The 20,128-nt window shown below is 64.4% G+C and carries 13 protein-coding genes and 2 pseudogenes; 5 read left to right on the top strand and 10 right to left on the bottom strand.

Going from position 1 to position 20,128, the window contains the following annotated elements; translation table 11 throughout:
- The first annotated feature begins 28 nt into the window (after window positions 1-28).
- Together JN279_RS37970 and pdeM are read left to right on the top strand one after the other, a co-directional pair.
- Entirely contained in the window at window positions 29-2,563 is a 2,535-nt protein-coding gene (locus JN279_RS37970) for a ligase-associated DNA damage response DEXH box helicase (RefSeq protein WP_202351683.1), read from the top strand.
- Window positions 2,560-3,276 carry a ligase-associated DNA damage response endonuclease PdeM gene (gene pdeM, locus JN279_RS37965; RefSeq protein ID WP_202351682.1) on the top strand — a complete coding sequence of 239 codons (717 nt, stop codon included), beginning with the start codon at window positions 2,560-2,562 and terminating at the stop codon, window positions 3,274-3,276. The genes JN279_RS37970 and pdeM overlap by 4 nt, the downstream gene beginning before the upstream one ends.
- A 2-nt stretch (window positions 3,277-3,278) precedes the next feature.
- Here pdeM and JN279_RS37960 read toward each other — a convergent pair whose 3' ends face one another.
- The 4 genes from JN279_RS37960 to JN279_RS37945 are packed head-to-tail and all read right to left on the bottom strand — an operon-like array spanning window position 3,279 to window position 8,034.
- Window positions 3,279-4,214, bottom strand: coding sequence for a dimethyl sulfoxide reductase anchor subunit family protein (locus tag JN279_RS37960; protein WP_202351681.1), 936 nt, complete (start codon window positions 4,212-4,214; stop codon window positions 3,279-3,281).
- Window positions 4,215-4,217: 3 nt separating this feature from the next.
- Window positions 4,218-4,952, bottom strand: coding sequence for a 4Fe-4S dicluster domain-containing protein (locus JN279_RS37955; RefSeq protein WP_202351680.1), 735 nt, complete (start codon window positions 4,950-4,952; stop codon window positions 4,218-4,220).
- Window positions 4,949-7,879 (bottom strand): molybdopterin oxidoreductase family protein, encoded by a 2,931-nt coding sequence (locus JN279_RS37950; RefSeq protein WP_202351679.1) that lies wholly within the window; start codon window positions 7,877-7,879, stop codon window positions 4,949-4,951. Before JN279_RS37950 ends, JN279_RS37955 begins: the two co-directional genes overlap by 4 nt.
- The gene (locus JN279_RS37945; protein ID WP_202351678.1) at window positions 7,876-8,034 is read right to left on the bottom strand and encodes a hypothetical protein; all 159 of its coding nucleotides are present in this window, start codon (window positions 8,032-8,034) and stop codon (window positions 7,876-7,878) included. The genes JN279_RS37950 and JN279_RS37945 overlap by 4 nt, the downstream gene beginning before the upstream one ends.
- A gap of 123 nt (window positions 8,035-8,157) precedes the next feature.
- On the opposite strand from JN279_RS37945, the gene JN279_RS37940 reads away from it, so the two are divergent.
- Window positions 8,158-9,060 (top strand): LysR family transcriptional regulator, encoded by a 903-nt coding sequence (locus JN279_RS37940; protein WP_096453387.1) that lies wholly within the window; start codon window positions 8,158-8,160, stop codon window positions 9,058-9,060.
- On the opposite strand, the gene JN279_RS37935 is transcribed toward JN279_RS37940, so the two are convergent.
- The 5 genes and pseudogenes from JN279_RS37935 to JN279_RS39070 form a co-directional block, all read right to left on the bottom strand.
- The gene (locus JN279_RS37935) at window positions 9,061-10,317 is read right to left on the bottom strand and encodes an Hsp70 family protein (RefSeq protein ID WP_096453389.1); all 1,257 of its coding nucleotides are present in this window, start codon (window positions 10,315-10,317) and stop codon (window positions 9,061-9,063) included.
- A gap of 172 nt (window positions 10,318-10,489) precedes the next feature.
- Window positions 10,490-11,281 (bottom strand): TIGR02186 family protein, encoded by a 792-nt coding sequence (locus JN279_RS37930; RefSeq protein WP_096453391.1) that lies wholly within the window; start codon window positions 11,279-11,281, stop codon window positions 10,490-10,492.
- Window positions 11,281-12,204, bottom strand: a complete 924-nt coding sequence (locus JN279_RS37925; RefSeq protein ID WP_095198337.1) for a sulfite exporter TauE/SafE family protein — start codon at window positions 12,202-12,204, stop codon at window positions 11,281-11,283. Before JN279_RS37925 ends, JN279_RS37930 begins: the two co-directional genes overlap by 1 nt.
- A gap of 193 nt (window positions 12,205-12,397) precedes the next feature.
- Window positions 12,398-12,562, bottom strand: a pseudogene (locus tag JN279_RS39075) (peptidoglycan-binding domain-containing protein); the annotation flags it as partial.
- A 321-nt stretch (window positions 12,563-12,883) separates the two neighbouring features.
- A pseudogene (locus JN279_RS39070) lies at window positions 12,884-13,423 on the bottom strand (tetratricopeptide repeat protein); the annotation flags it as partial.
- A 3,544-nt stretch (window positions 13,424-16,967) separates the two neighbouring features.
- Here JN279_RS39070 and JN279_RS37915 point away from each other — a divergent pair.
- Window positions 16,968-17,426: a MerR family transcriptional regulator gene (locus JN279_RS37915; RefSeq protein ID WP_095198515.1), complete on the top strand. Its 459-nt coding sequence runs from the start codon at window positions 16,968-16,970 to the stop codon at window positions 17,424-17,426.
- A gap of 86 nt (window positions 17,427-17,512) precedes the next feature.
- Here the strand turns inward: JN279_RS37915 and JN279_RS37910 are convergent, their stop codons facing one another.
- On the bottom strand, window positions 17,513-18,061 hold the full coding sequence (locus tag JN279_RS37910; protein ID WP_096453395.1) for a hypothetical protein: 549 nt from the start codon (window positions 18,059-18,061) through the stop codon (window positions 17,513-17,515).
- Between the two features lie 201 nt (window positions 18,062-18,262).
- Here JN279_RS37910 and JN279_RS37905 point away from each other — a divergent pair, with 201 nt between their 5' ends.
- Window positions 18,263-20,053 carry an acyl-CoA dehydrogenase gene (locus tag JN279_RS37905; protein ID WP_096453397.1) on the top strand — a complete coding sequence of 597 codons (1,791 nt, stop codon included), beginning with the start codon at window positions 18,263-18,265 and terminating at the stop codon, window positions 20,051-20,053.
- Window positions 20,054-20,128: the final 75 nt, after the last annotated feature.

Below are 20,128 nucleotides of genomic sequence, written 5' to 3'. Positions count from 1 at the left end.
TCGCCCGTAGCCGCGCTACCTCTGGCGCGTGACAGTTGAGCCGCGCCTTGCCGAGCAGAATGCCGCCATTGCCCTGCCCGAGCCATTCCTCAGATGGTTCGGCGAGAAAGGCTGGTCGCCGCGCGCCCATCAGGTCGAATTGCTGGCGAAGGCTCAAGGCGGCCAATCGGTGCTTTTGATCGCGCCGACCGGGGCCGGCAAGACGCTGGCCGGTTTCCTGCCCTCGCTGACTGAACTCGCCGTCAGGCCAAGGCGCAAGCCGGGCCAGGCGCATCGCGGCATCCACACGCTCTACATCTCGCCGCTCAAGGCGCTCGCCGTCGACATCGAGCGCAATCTCGGCAAGCCGGTCGAGGAGATCGGTCTCCCGATCAGCATCGAGACGCGCACCGGCGACACGCCCTCCCACAAGCGCCAGCGACAGAAGCTGGCGCCGCCCGACATCCTGCTCACCACGCCGGAGCAGCTCGCCCTGCTGATCGCGGCCGGCGATGCCAGACGCTTCTTCGAGGACCTGCGCTATGTCGTGCTTGATGAGCTGCATTCGCTGGTGACCTCGAAACGCGGCCATCTCTTGGCGCTCGGTCTGGCGCGGCTGCGCAGTTTTGTCCCCGACCTGCAGACAATCGGCCTGTCGGCGACGGTGGCCGAACCGGACGAGTTGCGGCGCTGGCTGGTCAGCCAGAACCCACCCGGCGACATGTCCGAATTGATCGTCGTCACCGGCGGCGCGAAGCCTGATATTTCCATCCTCGATTCCGAGGAGCGCGTCCCTTGGGCGGGACATTCGGCGCGCTACGCCACGCCGGAGATCTATCGCGAGATCAAGCGCCACAAGACGACCCTGCTGTTCGTCAACACCCGCAGCCAGGCGGAGCTGTTGTTCCAGGAATTGTGGCGGGTCAACGAGGACACCTTGCCGATCGCCTTGCATCATGGCTCGCTGGATGTCGGTCAGCGCCGCCGCGTCGAGAAGGCGATGGGCGAGAACGCGCTGCGCGCCATCGTCGCGACATCGACGCTCGATCTCGGCATTGACTGGGGCGATGTCGACCTGGTCGTCCATGTCGGCGCACCGAAAGGCGCCAGCCGACTGGCGCAGCGCATCGGCCGCGCCAATCACCGCATGGACGAGCCGTCCAAGGCGATCCTCATCCCGGCCAATCGCTTCGAGGTGCTGGAATGCCGGGCCGCGCTCGATGCCAACTATCTCGGTGCGCAGGATACGCCGCCGCTGGTCAATGGCGGCCTCGATGTGCTGGCGCAGCATGTGCTCGGCTGTGCCTGCGGCGCACCGTTCCGCGCCGATGATCTTTTAGAGGAAGTGCGAACGGCGGCACCCTATGCCAGCCTCGATCGGCCGACCTTCGACCGCGTCATCGATTTCGTCGCCACCGGCGGCTATGCGCTGAAGAATTACGAACGCTACGCCCGCATCCGCTTGAACAAGGACGGACTGTGGCGCGTCTCCAATCCGCGCATTGCCCAGCAATACAGGCTGAATGTCGGCACCATCATCGAAGTGCCGGCGCTCAACGTGCGTTACGTCAAAGCTGGCAGCAAGGGCTCCGCTTCGCGTGGCGGCGCCGTCCTCGGCAAGATCGAGGAGGCCTTCCTCGAAACGCTCACCCATGGCGACACCTTCATGTTCGCCGGCAAGGTGCTGCGCTTCGAAGGCATTCGCGAGAATGAATGCTTTGTGTCGAATGCACCCGGCAGCGACGCCAAGGTGCCCTACTATGGCGGCGGCAAGTTCCCGCTTTCGACCTACCTTGCCGAGCAGGTTCGCATGATGCTGGACGATCCGCAGCGCTGGAAGAAGCTGCCGGAGCAAGTGGCCGACTGGCTGCGATTCCAGGCCGACAAATCGGTATTGCCCAAGCGCGATGATCTGCTGATCGAGACCTTTCCACGCGGCAACCGCTATTATCTGGTCGCTTATCCCTTCGAAGGCAGGCTGGCGCACCAGACGCTGGGCATGCTGCTGACCCGCCGTCTCGACAGGGCGGGCGCCAGGCCCCTCGGCTTCGTCGCCACCGACTATGCCTTGGCCATATGGTCGCTGGGCGATATGGGCGCGATGTTCAAAGCCCGGAAGCCGTCGCTCGGCGCGCTGTTCGACGAGGACATGCTGGGCGACGACCTCGAAGCCTGGCTGGCCGACAGCTGGCTTCTCAAGCGCACCTTCCGCAATTGTGCGCTGATTTCGGGACTGATCGAGAAGCGTCATCCGGGTCAGGAAAAAAGCGGCCGCCAGGTCACCGTGTCGACCGATCTGATCTACGACGTGCTGCGCAGCCATGAGCCTGACCATATCCTGCTGCAGGCGACGCGTGCCGATGCGGCGGCCGGTCTGCTCGATGTCAGCAGACTTGCCGACATGCTCTCGCGCGTGCGGGGTCGAATCATGCATAAGAATCTGGAGCAGATTTCGCCGTTAGCCGTGCCGATCATGCTCGAGATCGGCAAGATGCCGGTGAATGGCGAAGCCGATGAAACACTGCTGATGGATGCGGCGACGTTGGTCGAGGAGGCCATGGGGCCAGGAATGGTAGAGGAATGAATTTCTCGCTGACACGAGCATCGCTGATTGCCGAGGCCGACATGATCGGCATCGCCGGCGAGCGCGCGGTCTGCGATCCGCGCGGCGTGCTCTTTTTCCCGGAGCTCAGGCTTTTGGCGGTGTCCGACCTGCATCTGGAAAAAGGCTCGTCGCTGGCAAGGCGCGGTGCGCTCATCCCGCCCTATGACACCGGCGCCACCTTGCTCAGGCTGCAGGCGGTCATATCGGACTACCAGCCGTCGATCGTCATCAGCCTGGGCGACTCCTTTCACGATGGCGGCGGCGCCGAGCGCATGCATGCGAGTTTTCGCGAGCGGCTGGAAGCGCTGATGGCAGGCCGCGACTGGTTCTGGGTCGCCGGCAATCATGATCCGGAAGCGCCGGCCGACCTGCCCGGCGAAACGGTACGGGAACTCGCCATAGGCTCGCTGCTGTTCCGGCATGAGCCGTCGAAGGTGCGCGTCGAGGGCGAGATCGCGGGCCATCTGCATCCCTGCGCGCGCATCGTCCAGCGCGGCCGTTCGGTGCGGCGGCGCTGCTTTGCCGGCGATGGCGGCCGCATGATCATGCCGGCCTTCGGCGCCTATACCGGTTCGCTCAACGTGCTCGACCGCGCCTATACCGGGCTGTTCCGGCTGGAAACGCTGATGGCCTACATGCTTGGCGCCGACCGCATCTTCGCCATCTCCCGCTCGATGCTGCGACCGGGCTGACCTCAACGTCCGTAGTACAGGGTAACCGTGTGCTTCGCCTCGGCGAAGAACAGCCAGCGTTCGACCAGCATGCCGGCGAACTGGACGATCGCGGCGAGTACTGACGGCACCGCCGCAAAGGGCCAGGGCAAGGCAAAGGTGGCGGCAAGCAGCAGGACGGGCAAGGCGAAGGCCAACCCCTGTGTGAGCATCCGCAGCTTCGCGCTGTGCTTGCGCGCGATGTGAAAGCCCATTTCCTTGAGCAGGTAGTTTTCCTCGGTATGCGGCCATTCCAGTGACCGCACCGTGCCGCCGGCCAGCCCCGTCGCGGTGTTGGCGGTGGTCGGGATATCGAGCCGGTCGTTGTAGCGCCAGGTCGCGAGCTTCCAGCCCCAGCCGGCAAGAGTGGCGAGCAGCGAGAGCGCCAGTACGGCTATCGGGGCGACGCCGAAACCTTGCAGCAGCGCGTTCAACAGAACGCTGCCGGTCATGGTCGCGAAGATCAGATAAGCCGGCAAAGTATAGCGGCTGTGCCATTGGGCGATCGGCTTGAGTGACGCATAGATCATGCCGGTGGTGCAGACGGTGACGATGGCGCCGATGGCGGCCAGCAATCCGCAGATGCCGACCCAGTCTCCGGTATGGCCAAAAAACATCCAGCCAATGCCGAACAGCCCCGCCGGGATGAAGGTGATGACCGACGACACGCCTTCGCGCGACAGCCATGAACTGCGCCATTGCGAGAACGCCCGCCACGCGCGTTCGGGTCTGCCGAGATGACCAGTCGAAGACAACAATCCGGCCGCGATCAGGCCGAGCGCCAGCCCCAGGCCGATGAGGCCAAGCCAGAAATCGGGCGGAATGATCTGGAAGCCGCCGAGCACGCCAAGCAGCGCCAGCAGCCCATAGCCGGCGCCGGTGGCGGTGGTGAAGAAAACGACGGAGAAGGCTGGATGCATGGGTTAGTTCGAAAGCATGCGGTCGACCCAGCCGAGGAAGCCGCCTTCGGCCCGCACCGGCTCCAGCGCCTTCGCCGGCACCGATGCCGCGCGTTGCGTATGCGCGCGGGGCGGCAGGTATTTGTTGGTCGGGTGATAGCCCAGCTCAGGCATCAGGTCGACACCGCCGCGCTCCGCCACCAGCTGCGAGACGGCGGAGTGGGGATCGCCGAGATCGCCGAAATGCCGGGCGCTGGTCGGGCAAGCGGCGACGCAGGCCGGCACGCGGTCTTCCTCGGCCAGATTGTCATTGTAGATGCGGTCTACGCACAGCGTGCATTTCTTCATCACGCCGACATCGGTGTCGAATTCGCGTGCGCCATAGGGGCAGGCCCAGCTGCACAATTTGCAGCCGATGCATTTGTCCTCGTCGATCAGCACGATGCCGTCCGAGGCCCGCTTGTAGGAGGCGCCGGTCGGGCAGACGGTGACGCAAGCCGGCGTCGCGCAATGCAGGCAGGAGCGCGGGAAATTCACCGTTCGACCGCCCATCTCGGTCGTGTGCTCGTAGCTGTGCACGCGGTTGAACCAGACACCGTCGACATGGCCGCCATAGGGGTCGATGTCGGTCAGCGGCGCCATGTGGCCCCCGGTGTTCCATTCCTTGCAAGCGGTGACGCAAGCCTGGCAGCCGACGCAGGTGTCGAGATCGATGACGAGACCGAGTTTCTTGCCGCTTTGGCTTGGCAGGCAGGTCATTCCGCGGCCTCTCTTGCCCGACGGAACTCGGCGCCGAAGCTCAGCTTGTCGGGCGCGGGCTCGAAATGCGGCGGTTGGCTGAAACGCTCGAATTGCGGTTCGGTGAAGCCGGCCTCCTCCGCCTCGCATTTTACGATGCGCACGCGCAGGTCGAACCATGCCGCCTGGCCGGTCACCGGATCCGAATTCGAATAGCGTTTGCCCTGTGCATCGGCCGAGGTCTGGTCGCCGATGATATGGTTGAGCAGGAAGCCGCGCTTGCTCTCGGCGGCGTCGTCCTTCAACCCCCAGCTGCCGCGCCTCTTGCCGATCGCGTTCCAGGTCCAGACCGTGCTTTCGTTCACCCCGTCGACCAGCTTGATCTGCCCCTTCACCCGGCCGTTGATGCTTTCGATCCACACCCAGTCGTCGTCGGCGAGATCGAGGCCGGCGCCGGTGCGGTGATGCACGAACAGCCGGTTCTGGCTGGTGATCTGCCTGAGCCACGCATTCTGCGAACCCCAGGAATGATACATGTGCATCGGCCGCTGCGTCAGCGCGTGCAGCGGGTATTTTTCGAGGTCGACCACCGCTTCCTCGAACGGCGTGTGCCAGAACGGCAGCGGGTCCATATAGGTCTCGATGCGCTGGCGCTCGCCCTCGGGTGGCAACACCCGGCCATGGCCGCGTGCGGCCAGCCGAAAGCGCTGCAGCGGCTCGGAATAGAGCTGGAAGACGATCGGCTCCGCCTTCGTGATGAAACCCATCTGCACCGCGAAATCGAGATAGGAGCGGTTGGCCATCTTGTAGTAGCGCTGATCCTGAGCGAAGTCGTGATGCCAGAAGCCGCCATTGTCGATGTAGCGCTGCAACTGGTCCGGATTGGCCTCGCCCTTGCCGATCGACGTCCCGTCCCTGCCGCGCCAGCCGGCCAGTGGTCCGATGCCCGGTGTGCGCTCATGGTTGACGATGTAGTTGGCATAGTCGGTATACTTGGCCGATCCGTCATCATTGACAAAGCCGGGCAGGCCGAGCCGCGCGCCGAGCTCGATCAGCACCGACTGGAACGGCCTGACGTCGCGGTCCGGCTCGACGACGGGATGGCGGATGGCGTCGCCCGGCCCGTCGGCATGGCTGATAGGCCGGTCGAGCAGGCTGATGCAATCATGGCGCTCGAGATAGGTCGTATCGGGCAGCACGAGGTCGGCGAACGGCACCGTCTCTGAATAATAGGCGTCGGAATAGATGATGAAGGGGATCTTGTAGTTGCCCGCCTCATCGTGGTCGGTCAGCATGGCAATGGTCTCGACGGTGTTCATCGAGGAATTCCAGGCCATGTTCGACATGTACATCATCAGCGTGTCGATCGGGTAGGGATCGCCCGCCAAGGCATTGCGGATGACGGTATGCATCAGCCCGTGCGCGGCGAGCGGCGCCTCCCAGGAATAGGCTTTGTCGATGCGAAGCGGCGTGCCTGCCTCATCGACAAGCAGATCGTCCGGCCCGCAGACAAAGCCGAGCGGCATGCCGTCCAGCGGCGTCATTGGCTTGACCGTCTTGCCCGCGGGTTTCGGGCCTGGCGGCGCCGACCGGGGATAGGGCGGCTTGAAACGAAAACCGCCGGGAACATCCACCGTGCCCAGAAGCACCTGCAGCAGGTGGATGGCGCGGCAGGTATGAAAACCGTTCGAATGGGCTGATATACCGCGCATGGCATGCATCGATACGGGCCGGCCCGTGATCGTCTCGTGGCGGCGCCCGGCCCAGTCGGTCCAAGCCACCGGCAATTCGATCGTCTGTTCGAAGGCGACATGGGCGAGTTCCGCGGCGATCCGGCGGATCGTATCGGCTGGAATGCCGCAGCGCTCCGCGACCGCAGCCGGCGCATAGCTGTCATCAAGGTAGCGGTCGGCGATCAGCTGGAACACCGGCGTGCAGCGGCGGCCGGCGACTTCAAAGCTGCCGGTCAGCGCCGGCTTCGCTTTCGGGTCAGCTGCCTTGACTGAGGTCTTCGCCACCCTGTCCCAGGTCAGCGGATTGCCATCGGCGTCGCGGACGAACAACCCGTCGTCGGAGGCGCCAGGCTCCTGCGCGACGAGGGCATGGGCGTTGGTGTAGCGCAGCAGAAAATCGAGGTCGACGCGGCCGGCTTTCAGCAATTCGTGGATGAGCGCGAAGACGAAAAGGCCGTCTGTGCCCGGCCGGATACCGATCCAGTCGTCGGCAATCGCATTGTAGCCGGTGCGGCACGGATTGATCGACACCACCTTGGCGCCGCGCGCCTTAAGCTTGCCCAGCCCGATCTTGATCGGGTTGGAATCATGGTCCTCGGCGACGCCGAACAGCATGAAGTATCTTGTGTTGTCCCAGTCGGGCTCGCCGAACTCCCAGAACGAACCGCCGATCGTGTAGAGGCCCCCGGCCGCCATGTTGACCGAACAGAAGCCGCCATGAGCGGCGAAATTCGGCGTGCCGAACTGGCTCGCCCACCAGCCGGTGAGCGACTGCGACTGGTCGCGGCCAGTGAAGAAGGCAAGCTTCTTCGGATCGGTGCGACGGATCGCGGAGAGCCGCTCCGTCGCGATCGAAAAGGCTTCCTCCCACTCGATCTCGCGAAACGCGCCGGAGCCGCGCGGCCCGCTGCGCAGCAAGGGCTTCTTCAGCCGGGCCGGGCTGTAATGCTGCATGATGCCGGAACTGCCCTTGCCGCAGATCACGCCGCGATTGACCGGATGGTCCCTGTTGCCGTTGATGTAGCGGACCTTGCCGTCTTTGATGTGCACGTCGATACCGCAGCGGCAGGCGCACATGTAGCAGGTCGTCTTGGCGATGCTGTCCGAAACACTTGGCGAGGTGTCGGCGCCGTCGCCCTCATCTGGCGCGCGCGTATCGGCTAGCGGGCGTTGCGATGGTGCCGAATTCGCGCCGCGCGGCGGTCGGTGGTTCATGAGCCGGCGGTGCCAGCGCGGCCGGCTGATTTGGCGCGCGTCTTCGGCCCGGGGCCGCGCATATAGTGCTCTTCGGGGTGATAGCGATCGCCGGCCAGCCGTCTGCGGATGCCGCGGGTCCAATGCGCGAGAAGGGACTTGAACCGCCAGATCATTTTAGTCTCTGCCATCCGCTGGCGAATTTTTTCTAACTTCGCCTGAAAATGTAGAATGAAGCTATCGATCCGTCTAATCAGTTGTTCTTGTAAATTCGATCGATATTGGTTCTTAATGTCACCATGACCCTGGATCAGTTGCGCATTTTCGTCGCCGTCGCCGAGCGCGGCCACATGACCAAGGCGGCGGAGCTTTTGGGCATTTCGCAGTCTGCGGCATCGGCTGCCATCCGCGCGCTTGAAGAGCAGCACGGCGTCCACCTGTTCAACCGCGTCGGCCGCAACATCGAGCTTGCCCAGACCGGCCACCGGTTCCTGCCGGAGGCCAAGGCCGTGCTGGAGCGAGCCGCCGCCGCCCGCAATGTGCTGGAACATGTCTCACAGACGGTCGCCGGCAGCCTCTCGATCGCCGCCAGCCTGACCATCGCCAGCTACTGGCTGCCGCGCCGGCTGGCGTCCTTCCACGAGGCTTACCCTGCGGTGCGGCTGAGCGTCAGCATCGGCAACACAAGGCAGGTCGAGGCCAGCGTGCTGGATGGAACCGCCGATCTCGGCCTGGTCGAGGGGCGCACCGAGTCTGACATATTGCGCCGCGCCAAGGTCGACACCGACCGGCTGATGCTTGTGGTCGCCGCGTCACATCCCGAGATCGCCGAAACCGCGCCGGGCCGCCCCGACATCAAGGGCCTGCGCTGGATCATCCGCGAAGGCGGTTCGGGCACGCGCGAGGTGCTGGAGGATCTGGCGCGGCGCGAGGGGATTTCGCTCGCCGATTTGCAGGTGTTCCTGGTGCTGCCCAGCAACGAGGCGGTTCGCCAGGCGGTCGAGGCGGGTGCCGGCGCCACCATCATTTCGGAGCTCGTCGTCGGACGCGCCGTCGCCGAAGGCAGCCTGCGCTCCGTGCCACTCGAACTGCCGAAACGCGACTTCGCCATGATCACCCACCGCGATCGCCAGGCAAGCCTGGCCCAGATGGCGCTCAAGGCACATCTGGGTACCGAATCCGCAGGGAGCGGCTCAGCGTAGTTAGGCGAACTTCCGTTGCGCATCCAGCGCCAGGCCAAACCCGACCGAGCCGAACATGTCGCCGTCGATCACCGAAGCCTGCGGCACCAGCGACAGGATTTCCCGTCTTGCCAGCGGGATCGCGGTCGAGCCGCCGGTCAGGAATACCGCGGTGATGTCGGACGGCTTGATCCCGGCGTCGCGCATGGTCTCAGCCACCGTTGCGGTGACCCGTTCGATGTCCCTGGCGATCGTGGCGTCCAGCCCGTCGCGCGTGATCTCAGCGGCGAACTCCACGTCAGATAGCCTCACCGCGACTTCGGCCAACGATTGGTCGGTCAATTCTATCTTGGCCTTTTCGACCAATGCCGCCAAAGCGTGCCCATAGCGGTGCTCGACGATGTGGATGAAGCGGTCGACCAGGTCGGCACGCGCGGCCTCGTAGCGGATCTGGCGCAGATGCGTCATCGCCTTGGCGGTGTAGACCAGGTTGATGCGCTGCCATGTCGCGAGATCGATGAAGTAGCTGGCCGGCAGATTGCGCTTGCCGTCCTTGGTCGGGGTCAAATAGCCGAGCTGCGGCATGACATGGGCGATGCTGAGCAGCCGGTCGAAATCCGTACCGCCGATATGGACACCCCGGCTGGCCAGGATATCGTCCTTGCGGTCGGGCAATCGGGCACGCTCCGGCGAGACGCGCACGACCGAAAAGTCAGACGTGCCGCCGCCCATGTCGATGATCAGCGCCAGCTCCTCGCGCGTCACCCTCTGCTCGTAGTCGAGGGCCGCGGCGATCGGCTCGAACTGGAAGGCGATGTGCTTGAAGCCCTGAGCGTGCGCGGCCTTTTCCAGATCGCTCTGTGCGTTCGCGTCGGCTTGCGCATCGTCATCGACGAACTGCACCGGGCGGCCGAGCACCACGGTCTCGACCAGATCGCCGCCATCCTCCTCCAGCCTTTTCCTGAGATGCCCAAGGAACAGGCCGATGATCTCCATGAACCCGATCGAACGCGCCTTGATGCGCGTCTTTTCATGCGCCAGCGAACTGCCGAGCACGCTCTTCAGCGACCTCATCAGCCGGCCCTCCACACTGTCTGTATAGTTGGCGATGGCCTGGCGGCCAAAACAGATTCGGCCATCCTCGAAGTTGAAGAATACAGCACTGGGCAGCGTGACCTGGCCGTCTTCGAGCGCGACGAGGTGGGGCTGTCCGTTGCGGACCACGCCGACCGTGGAGTTCGAAGTGCCGAAATCGATACCGGCGAATGCTGGTCGCAAAGCAGCCTCCTCATTGGCGCCAGGCAGCGGATCGGCGCTCGCGGGAGAAGCGTGCGCTGCGGTTTCGGGCGACCGGACCGCTCTGCCGAATTGAATTGTGCGTGCTTGCCCGTTGGGCGGGGAGGTGCGGTCTATAGCATGACGCGGGAAAGGGAAACCCCTTTTGGGCGCCTCAGTCCTTGCGGAAGATCAGCCTGCCGAGCCAGCCCGTCAGCATGGCCAGCGATATGGCGAAGACGCCATAGAGGAAGGAGTAGTTGTGGGCGACCCGGAAGATCGACTGTTCGAAACCGGATTTGCGGATTTCGAGCTGGGCCGAACTCTCCTTGATGAACAGGCCGCTCTTGAACAGGAACGCGCGGGCTTTATGGGTTCCAACCGGCACGTTCGGCGCCAGCCTGACAGTGGCGCGGAAAAGGTTCTGCGACAGGAACTGCACGCCGCCGACATTCTCGCTGTAGAGGCCGGTGGCGGCCTTGCGTTCGCGCAAGGCCGCCGTGAACTCCTCGATCGTCGCCGGGCTGTCGCCGGCGTCGGCTGGCTGCATGTAGAGATTGGAGGCGCCGAGCGACAGCTGCTTGTAGCTGTTCGGTTCGGTGATGTCCTGCAGCGGCCGCGTCGTCGCCACCGAATAGGACATCGGCACGTTCTCGAATGTTTCGGAATCGAGATTGACCCAGACGCCGAGCACCCGGTCCTTGCGGCGCACCACCACCGGCTTGGGTGGCCCTTCGAGCACGACGATGACGTCGTAGCGGCCCTGGCGCGCGACCAGCGGGTCGGGGTTTTCCAGCGAGCCGAAAATGGTCAGGTCGGCACCGGAAAAGCCGGCGGTGATCGAGACATTGTCGGTGGAGAGCCCGATCTGGATGCCTTCCGGCAGCGGCGTCTGTGCCTTGGCAGGTACGACTACCGCAAGCAGTGACAGGAAAATGGCGGTTGCGAACGCTTTGCGGCCCGTCATCAGTTGAGGCCCAAGGCAGACAGCGAATAGAGATTGGGCGGGGTGACGAAAAGATCGATTGCCAGCCTGATCGCTACCGCCAGCACCAGCAAGGCCAGCAATGCCCTGAGCTGCTCGCCGCGTAGCCTCTGGCCGGCCTTGGCGCCATATTGCGCGCCGGCCACGCCACCCGCCATCAAAATGAAGGCCAGCACGACATCGACCGTCTGGTTGGTGGTGGCGTGGACCAGCGTGGTGTAGGCGGACGTGAAGATGATCTGGAACAGCGAGGTGCCGATAACGACATTGGTCGGCACCTTGAGCAGATAGATCAGCGCCGGCACCATGATGAAGCCGCCGCCGACGCCCATGATCGACGACAGGAAGCCGATGCCGGCGCCAAGGCCCAGCACCGGGATGACGCTGACGAACAGTTTTGACGCCCTGAAGCGCATCTTCAGCGGCAGGCGGTGGATCCAGTTGTGCTGGCCGGATTTCTTCAGCACAGGTGCGGCGCCGCTGCGCGTGGCCCGCAGCGCATTGATGCTTTCGACCAGCATCAGCCCGCCGACCGTGCCGAGCAGCACGACATAAAGCAGCGAGATGAACAGGTCGAGCTGGCCGAGCCGGCGCAGGAAGGCGAAGACGTAGATGCCGGCGGTGGAGCCGATGATGCCGCCCGCGAGAAGCACGCCGCCGAGCTTGAAGTCGAGCGTGCCTCGCTTCATGTGCGAGAGCACGCCGGAGACGGAAGAGGCGATGACCTGGTTGGCGCCGGTGGCAACCGCGATCGCCGGGGGGATGTTGTAGAAGATCAGGAGCGGCGTGATGAGGAAGCCGCCGCCGACGCCGAACATGCCCGACAGGAAGCCGACCGCCGCACCCATGGCCAGCAGCACGAAGACGTTGACGGAAATTTCCGCAATCGGGAGATAGATGCCCACCCGTCAGTCTCGATCAGTTTGCCTGTCGGCGAATACAGCCGTTGTCGGCAGTCTCGCACCGAAAAGCCAATTTTTCCTTGCGCCGACGCGGCGGCGGGGTCAAACCCCGTCGCCGCGCCGAAACAAAAAATATCTCAATCAGTTAACAGGCAAATGTGTGGCAAGAGCGTCGTGGAAACGACGCTTCTTCTTGTTATTTGCGCGCCAGCAGCGCCCGCACCAGTTTTTCATCGACGGCGCCGGTCGCCGGCAGCTTGTTGTCGGTCTGGAAAGCGATGATCGCGTTCTTGGTCTTCTCGCCCATGACGCCGTCGGCGCCGCCGGCATCGTAGCCGTTCTTGTTGAGGATGAGCTGGATGTTCTTGACCGCCTTCTTCATGTCGATGCCGGCGGTCGTCTGTGGCGTGCCTTCCTGCCATGATTCGGGAATGTCGGCCGAATTGGTCGCCGCATTGAGCGGCTTGGCCTTCCACAATTCGGTCGCGGCACGCGCCCGCTCGAGCTGCTCGGGCCGCAGCGCGTTGGCGATCTCGTCGCGCTTGGCGGCCGCGTCCTTGTCGCCGGTCTTGGCGACGAGCGCGAACCATTTGTAGGATTCCTCGAGGTTCTGCTTCATGCCGACGCCCTTGGCGGCGAGGATGCCGAGATTGAACTGGCTGTCCTTGACGCCCAGATCGGCGGCCTCCTGGAACCAGTGCGCGGCCGATTCATTGTCGGTCACGCCATCGGCGGCCATGGCGAACAGCACGGCCAGATTGTGCATGGCGCTGGCATTGCCCTGCTCGGCGGCGAGCTGGTACCAGGTCTTCGACTTCTTGATGTCGCGGGCGACGCCGATGCCCTTCTCATAGAAATTGCCGATGCGGTATTCGGCCGGCGCGAAACCGAGTTCCGCCGATTTCTCGTACCATTTGGCGGCTGCCGCCATGTCTTCCTTGACGCCGCGCGACTCGGCGTAGCGCGAGCCGATCTCGAACAGCGCCTTGGCGTCGCCACCGGCGGCGGCATCGCGCAGCGCGGCCGGGCCGGCCTCGGCCGGAATGTCGAACTTGACCGTGGCTGCCGCCGCCGGCGCATCCGCCGGCGCAACGGCGCCGGTGGTGTCCTTGGCGGTGGCCTCGTTGGTCGCCGTCGGCGCAGCCACGACCGGCTGGGCATCCGCATCCGTCGCTTGCGCACCGCCGGTGACCGCGGCCGGCTCTGAAGCCGTCGCATCCATCGGGGTCGTAGCAATGGGCGCAGCTGGCGCCGGAGCGACCGAAGCGGTCGCATCGGAGCCAGTAGTGCTCGGGCCGGAAGAGGTGGCCGAAGCCGCAGGCGCCGCTGCGGGCCCTGCAACCGGCGCCGTATTCGCCATTGCATCCGTGTCCGACGGCATGGCCATAACGGGCTGCGCCGCCATCTCGTCCTTGCTTGCCGGCGCCGACGGTTCGGCCTGCCTGACGGCACGGGCCGGTGCGCTGTCCGTCGCTGCCGGCTGGGTTTCCGCCTTCGGCTGGCTTGCCGTGTCGACGGACGCGGTTTGCACCGGCTGCGCGGCGACGATCGGCGCCGCGTCGTTGCTGGCCACCTGGGCGGGATCCGAGAGAAACGCCTTGCCGAGCTGCAGTCCGGCAAGCGCCAGCATGATCGCCGCCGCCGCCATCAGGATCGGCTTGCGTCGCGCCTTGAGCAGGTCACCGATCCTGAGCGCCTTCACCGGCCCTTTCACCGTCGACTGGCGCTTCAAGGCGTCGGCCTCCGCGGCGGCGGCCTGTGCCGCACGCCGCGCGGCTGCGATGAAATCCGATTTCGCGGCGTCGCTTTCGCTAGGCTTTGCCGGTTGCCCGCGCTCGTCGCGCACCCGCTTCATGATGGCATTGAGGTCGGGCGCGCCGGAGCCGGGCTCCAGCGGCCGGTTGGCCATTTTCGGGTCGAGCGGCTCGTCGAGGTCGACACTCGGTATATCGCTGCTCGGCGCCGAGCCGGCCAGCGGCGGAGTTTCCGCCGCCTTCTTGCCCTTGAAAGCGCGGGCCAGCCCGCCGAACATCGATTTGCGGCCCGCCGGCTGGTCTTTCTCGGCGATGGTGTCGGACCCGAGTGCGGCCATGGCGGCGGCGGCGGCGGCTTCCGCCGGCGAGCGAGTGCCCAAGTCACCACGCGGGTCGCTGCGCGTACCGAAATCGCCACGCGGCCCCGGCTCGTTGCCCAATATGGCGGCGGCCCGGCCGTCGAGGTCGGCCATGTCGCCGGTCAGCGGCATCGGTTCGTCGATATCCAGGGACGGCGCCTCGACAGCCATCTTGGCGGTCCGCGCGCGGCGCTTGCCGACGGCCTCGTCGTGGCGCGTGTCGAGCAGCTCGCTTACCGCCTCGGACGGTTCGCTGGTCTCCAGCGAACCCAGCCTGTCGACGATCTTGAGCAGCGTGTCATGGATGGCTTCGAAGGTTCTCGAATTGCGCTCGTCGGAACGTCGCGTCAGCGTTTCCAGCGTCTTCAGATCCTGGGCGAGGCCGGAAACGGCTGACGCGTTGGCATTCGACCCGGCCAGCGAACGCACCGCGTTCTCGGCGGCTTCGCGTGCCGCGCCGAGGATGGAATCGCGGGTGCCGGCCAGCGTCTTCTCGATTTCGTTGAGGCGCGGGCTGATGTCCTCGAATTCCGGCAGCGGGGTGCTCGGCCTGGAAAGATGGGCGGACAGGCCGGCGACCTGCGCTTCCAGGCTGCGGATCAGCGCCGGATCGATGCCGGCCACCTGGGCCGCCGATGCGTCGAGCCGGCTGGAAATATCCTCGAGCCGGCTTTCCAGCCCACGGATCGCCGCTTCGCCGGCGGGATCGGGAGCGCGCGTCTCCATGCGCGTGGCGAGCGCGGTGAAGCGGGCATCGATGGCTTCCATGATGCCGGCGCTGTCGATCTGCGGCGTCATGCGCTGGTCGAGCCGGTCGGCAACCTCGTCCAGACGGCGCTCCAGATCGCGGAACAGCATATTGCCCTGTTCGATGGCGTCGCCCTGGCGGCGTTCCATCATGCCGGACAGCACGTCGAAGCGCTGCTCAAGCCCTTGGAAGATATAGTCGGCATCGGGCATGGCCGGCGCCTGGTCGATCTTGTCGGCGATGAGGGTGATCTGTTTGGCCAGCCGTTCCATCGCCTGTTCGGGCAAATTGGCGCGGCCGGCGAGTTCGTCGACCCGGCTCGACAGCGTGCCCAGGCGATCCATGACCGCATTGCCGGGGTGGTCCTGGGCCACTTCCTCGATCTGCCGGGCGAGCGAGTCGATCCGCTTCTCAATACGTTCAAAGGCTTCGTGGTCGACCGAATTGGCCTGGGCCGCGACGGTCGAGGCTACGATGGCGCGGGAAATCTCGTCCAGCCGCTCGTCGATCATGGCAAGCGTGTCGCTGCCGCGATTGTCCTGCTGGCCCGCGAAGTGTTCGACGGCGCCGGCGAGCGTACGGACCTTTTCCTCGAGCGAGCGCAGCGACAGCGATTCCGGCAGATTGTTGACGGCATTGCTGATCTGCTCCAGGCGGTCGGTCAGGGCCGCAAGGGCGGGATCGTCGGAACGTTTGCGCTGGTCGGCGTCGACGCGGTCCTCGAAAGCTGTCCAGCGGCGGTCGAATTCGTCCCAGCGGCGGTCGACCTTCTGCACGCTCTCCTCGCGCGCCAGCGTGTCGAGCGCGGCCTTGACCTGCTCGAGCTCCAGCCGCAGCAGGTTGACGCTTCTGTCGTCGCTCTTCTCCGACAGCGTTTTGATGGCGCCGGAAAGCCGTTCGAATTCGACGCCGAGTTCGGCGCTGCCCTTGCCTGCCGCGCCGGGCTTGGCGTTCGCCTGGAAAGCGCGATCGATATCCTTGCGCAGCGCGTCGAATTCGCGCTGCAGGCCTGCTGTCATCTGGTGACGCAGCTCCTCGCGCATGCCGCGCAGTTCGCCAGCGATCTTGCCAACCATGGCGACGCTGTCTTCCTGGCCGCGCACGCGGTCGATGTCGCGGGCGATGGCCTGGTAGTTCTGGTCGAAGCCGGGGGCGGGTGCCGGGTTCTGTGGGCGCGGCGCCGGCTGCGGGTTCTCGTACCAGCGCTGCTGGGCGGTTGGTTGCGTGGCGGGATAACGCGGCTCCGCGGTGGGAGAGCGCGGATCGGGGGCTGGGTAGCGCGGATCGGCGCCATATTGGCGCGGAGCGGGACGTGCCGTCACCTCCTCGCGGGTCTGCCCCAGTCGCTGTTCCAGCGTCTCCAGCGAGCGGTTCAATTGCTCGAGCGTGGTCTGCGGCCTGCGCTGCCTGCCGGCGTTGAGTGTGTCGAGATAGGACCGCTTGCTGTTCATCGGTGCGTCCGTCTTTCAGATTGGCCGGCTTGCGACCAGCTCCCCAAGTCCCTGCCGGAACGAAGGCGACCGCGCTGCCACGGTGGAAGACGAGCTTCCCGGGGTTTCACCCGCGCTCCGAAAAACCGTGAAGAATTCGATACAGGATAAACACGGGTAGCCGACGCGCCCACATTTCCCCCAACGTGGTAAACAACGCGTTAACCAAGCTTAAGAAGTTGCAAGGAAGTTGGCTGTCGGCGTCCGCGCTGCGGCATAAAGCACCTTCTCAGAACGCCCCTTGCGTCATGAGGCGGCTATCGGTATAGAATTGACGTAAACGTAAAAGGCGCATTTGAGTGTGCTGTTTGCGATTTTGTTTGTCGAAACCACGGCCGGAAGCACGCCCCCGCTTCCAGTCAGGCGACGCATGGTCCAGGACCGCGACGCCACCAGACGGGGAAAGCCAGTGACCATGAAGCTTATCTCGGCCGGCGAGACCGCGGCCAATACCAATAATGTATCTGTCGAAGCCGGTGAGGATCTCGCTCGCATCGGCGAAATGGCGAAGAAGTATGGTGTGACGCTGCGCACGCTGCGTTTCTACGAAGACAAGGGCCTGCTCAACCCGCAGCGTGACGGTTCGACCCGTCTCTACACGCGCCGCGACAAGGCCAGGCTGAAGTTGATCCTGCTCGGCCGCAAGGTCGGGTTCTCGCTGCGCGACGTCAAGCAGATGATGGATCTCTACGATCCGACCGGTTCCAACACCAAGCAACTGCGGTTGGCGCTGGACAAGTCGGAGAAGCAGCTTGCCCGCCTGCAGAAGCAGCGGGCGCTGATCGACGATGCCATCAACGAGCTCTCCGGCTCGATGTCGGCGGTGCGCCAGATGTTGGCCGAGCGCACGGCGCAGGCGAGCGTCGCGAGCTAAACAAGTCTGCTGAACTTCTGACGATCAAAGCCGCGTGGCTCTGCTGCGCGGCTTTTTCTATGGTTCAGGTCAGCGCGGCTCCCGCTTCAGGATGCCTGCGTCTGAGAGCTGCTGATCCGCAAGCCGGCTGTACCCGCAGCCTCAAGAAGCGCGAGCAAACTCCAGAATGCGTCGGGAGAAGCCGTTCCGAAGTCCACGCTCAGCGCCTTGGGCCGGATGGAAAGCGAATGGATGATGTTGCCGAACTCGGCGCCCTCCACGTAACGCTCGTCATCGGGGTCGAACCAGTGCTGGAACCAGGCCCCTATCTGGTCGAGTGGAGACGCCGCGAGCGTGTGATGGATCACGACATCATTCCATTGCAACTGCTCGATCAGCAGTTCGGCGAGTCCAAGCCGACCCGATATCGGCTCGAACGTGACGAAATCCGGCTGAAGTTCCGCAGGCTCGACCTGTCCGTCACTCTTAATAAAGTCGACGCAACAAAGCCCCCGAAAGAGCCCGCTCTCCTCGCCGATCTGGAATTTTACTTCCGCTGACCCCTGGATGCAGTTCCGCCGTTGCTCTTCGACGAACACCCGGAACTGATCCAAATAGTGGCTCTGAATGCTGATTATGAATGCGGCAGGGTTCATTCAACGAAATTGCCTCGCCGCGAACGGATCGACAAGCGGCCTTTTGGAAATCCCGATCGGCTAGAGGCTGTCAAAATTTTCTTCGACACAAAGAATTGACGTTTACGCAAACGTCAATATTTGCTATTGCGGCTTCGACATTGGCCCGCTTGCCGCGCACGGCTTGATTTCGGGGCCTAATCCGCATGGTGGAGGAAAAGCATGCCGATCTACAGGGCCCCGGTCCAGGACACGCTGTTCGTGCTCAACGAGGTGCTGGGCTATCAGCGCTATTCCAACCTTCCCGGATTTGCCGACGCCACGCCCGACGTGCTGGAGGCGATCCTCGCCGAGGGCGCCAAGCTCGCCGAGAACGTCATGCATCCGCTCAACCGTGTCGGCGACATGGAAGGCTGTGTGCGCCACGACGACGGCTCGGTGACGACGCCGAAAGGTTTTAAGGAAGCCTTCGACCATTATCGCGAGGGCGGCTGGATGGGGCTGGCGGCGCCGGTCGAGTTCGGTGGTCAGGGGTTGCCCTACATGGTGCACCAGGCGGTCTCCGAATACATGGTCTCGGCCAACATGGCGCTGATGATGTATCCCGGCCTGACCCAGGGCGCGATCGCGGCGATCATCACCCACGGCACCGACGACCAGAAGGCGACCTGGCTGCCGAAGCTGGTCGAGGGTGCCTGGACCGGCACCATGAATCTGACCGAGCCGCATTGCGGCACCGACCTCGGCCTGCTGCGCACCAAGGCCGTGCCGAACGGCAATGGTACCTACAGGATTTCAGGCCAGAAGATATTCATCTCGGCCGGCGAGCATGACATGTCGGATAACATCGTCCATCTGGTGCTGGCCCGCATCGAGGGCGCGCCGGAAGGCGTCAAGGGCATTTCGCTGTTCATCGTGCCGAAGCTCAAGCTCGATGCTTCGGGCAATCCGGGCGAGCGCAACACGCTCTCCTGCGGCTCGATCGAGGAGAAGATGGGCATCCACGGCAATTCGACCTGCGTCATGAACTATGACGAGGCTGAAGGCACGCTGCTCGGTGAGGAGAATGGCGGCCTCAAGGCGATGTTCACGATGATGAACGAGGCGAGGCTCGGTGTCGCCTTGCAGGGGCTGTCGATCTCCGAAATTGCCTACCAGAATGCCGTTTCCTACGCCAAGGACCGGTTGCAAGGCCGTTCCCTGTCGGGGCCGAAGGCACCGGACAAGAAGGCTGACCCGATCATCGTCCATCCCGACATCCGCCGCTCGCTGATGACCATGAAGGCGTTCAACGAGGCCGGCCGCGCGCTGGCCTTGTGGACGGCGATCAAGTCCGACATCGCGCATCGTTCCCCCGACGACAAGGACCGACAGGCCGCCGAGGACTACACAGGCCTGATGACCCCGGTGGTCAAGGGCGTGTTCACCGACAAGGGCTTCGACCACGCCGTCATGGCCCAGCAGGTGTTCGGCGGCCACGGCTATATCGAAGAGCACGGCATGAGCCAGTTCGTGCGCGATGCCCGTATCGCCATGATCTATGAGGGCGCCAACGGCATCCAGGCGCTCGACCTCGTCGGCCGCAAGCTCGGCCTGAATGGCGGCCGCGCCATCCAGGCTTTCTTCAAGGAGGTCGGTGAATTCTGCGAGGAAAACCGTGCCGACGAGAAGATGACGCCGTTCACCAAGGGGTTGAAGAAGGGCCTCAACGATCTGCAGGCGGCGACCATGTGGCTGGTGCAGAACGGCATGGCCAAACCCGACAATGCCGGTGCGGCCTCGACCGACTACATGCATCTCTTCGGCCTTGTCGCGCTGGGCTACATGTGGGCGCAGATGGCCAAGGCAGCACAAGGCAAGACCGGCGCCAACGGCTCCCAGCCCTTCTACGACAACAAGGTGGTGACGGCGCGCTTCTTCATGGAGCGGATCATGCCGGAGACGTCGGCGCATCTTGCCCGTATTTCGAGTGGCTCGGACACGCTGATGGCCCTGCCGGCGGAAGCGTTCTAAAGATGGTTGCCCTCTCCCTCGAGGGGAGGGTCGGTTGAGGCCTGCGTGACGTGCGCCGGCCTCAACTCCGACGAT

The sequence above is a fragment of the Mesorhizobium sp. 113-1-2 genome (genome assembly GCF_016756475.1).
Classification (GTDB): domain Bacteria; phylum Pseudomonadota; class Alphaproteobacteria; order Rhizobiales; family Rhizobiaceae; genus Mesorhizobium; species Mesorhizobium loti_C.
Note: the sequence above shows the minus strand (reverse complement) of the source record. Positions and strands in the feature narration are given on the sequence as shown.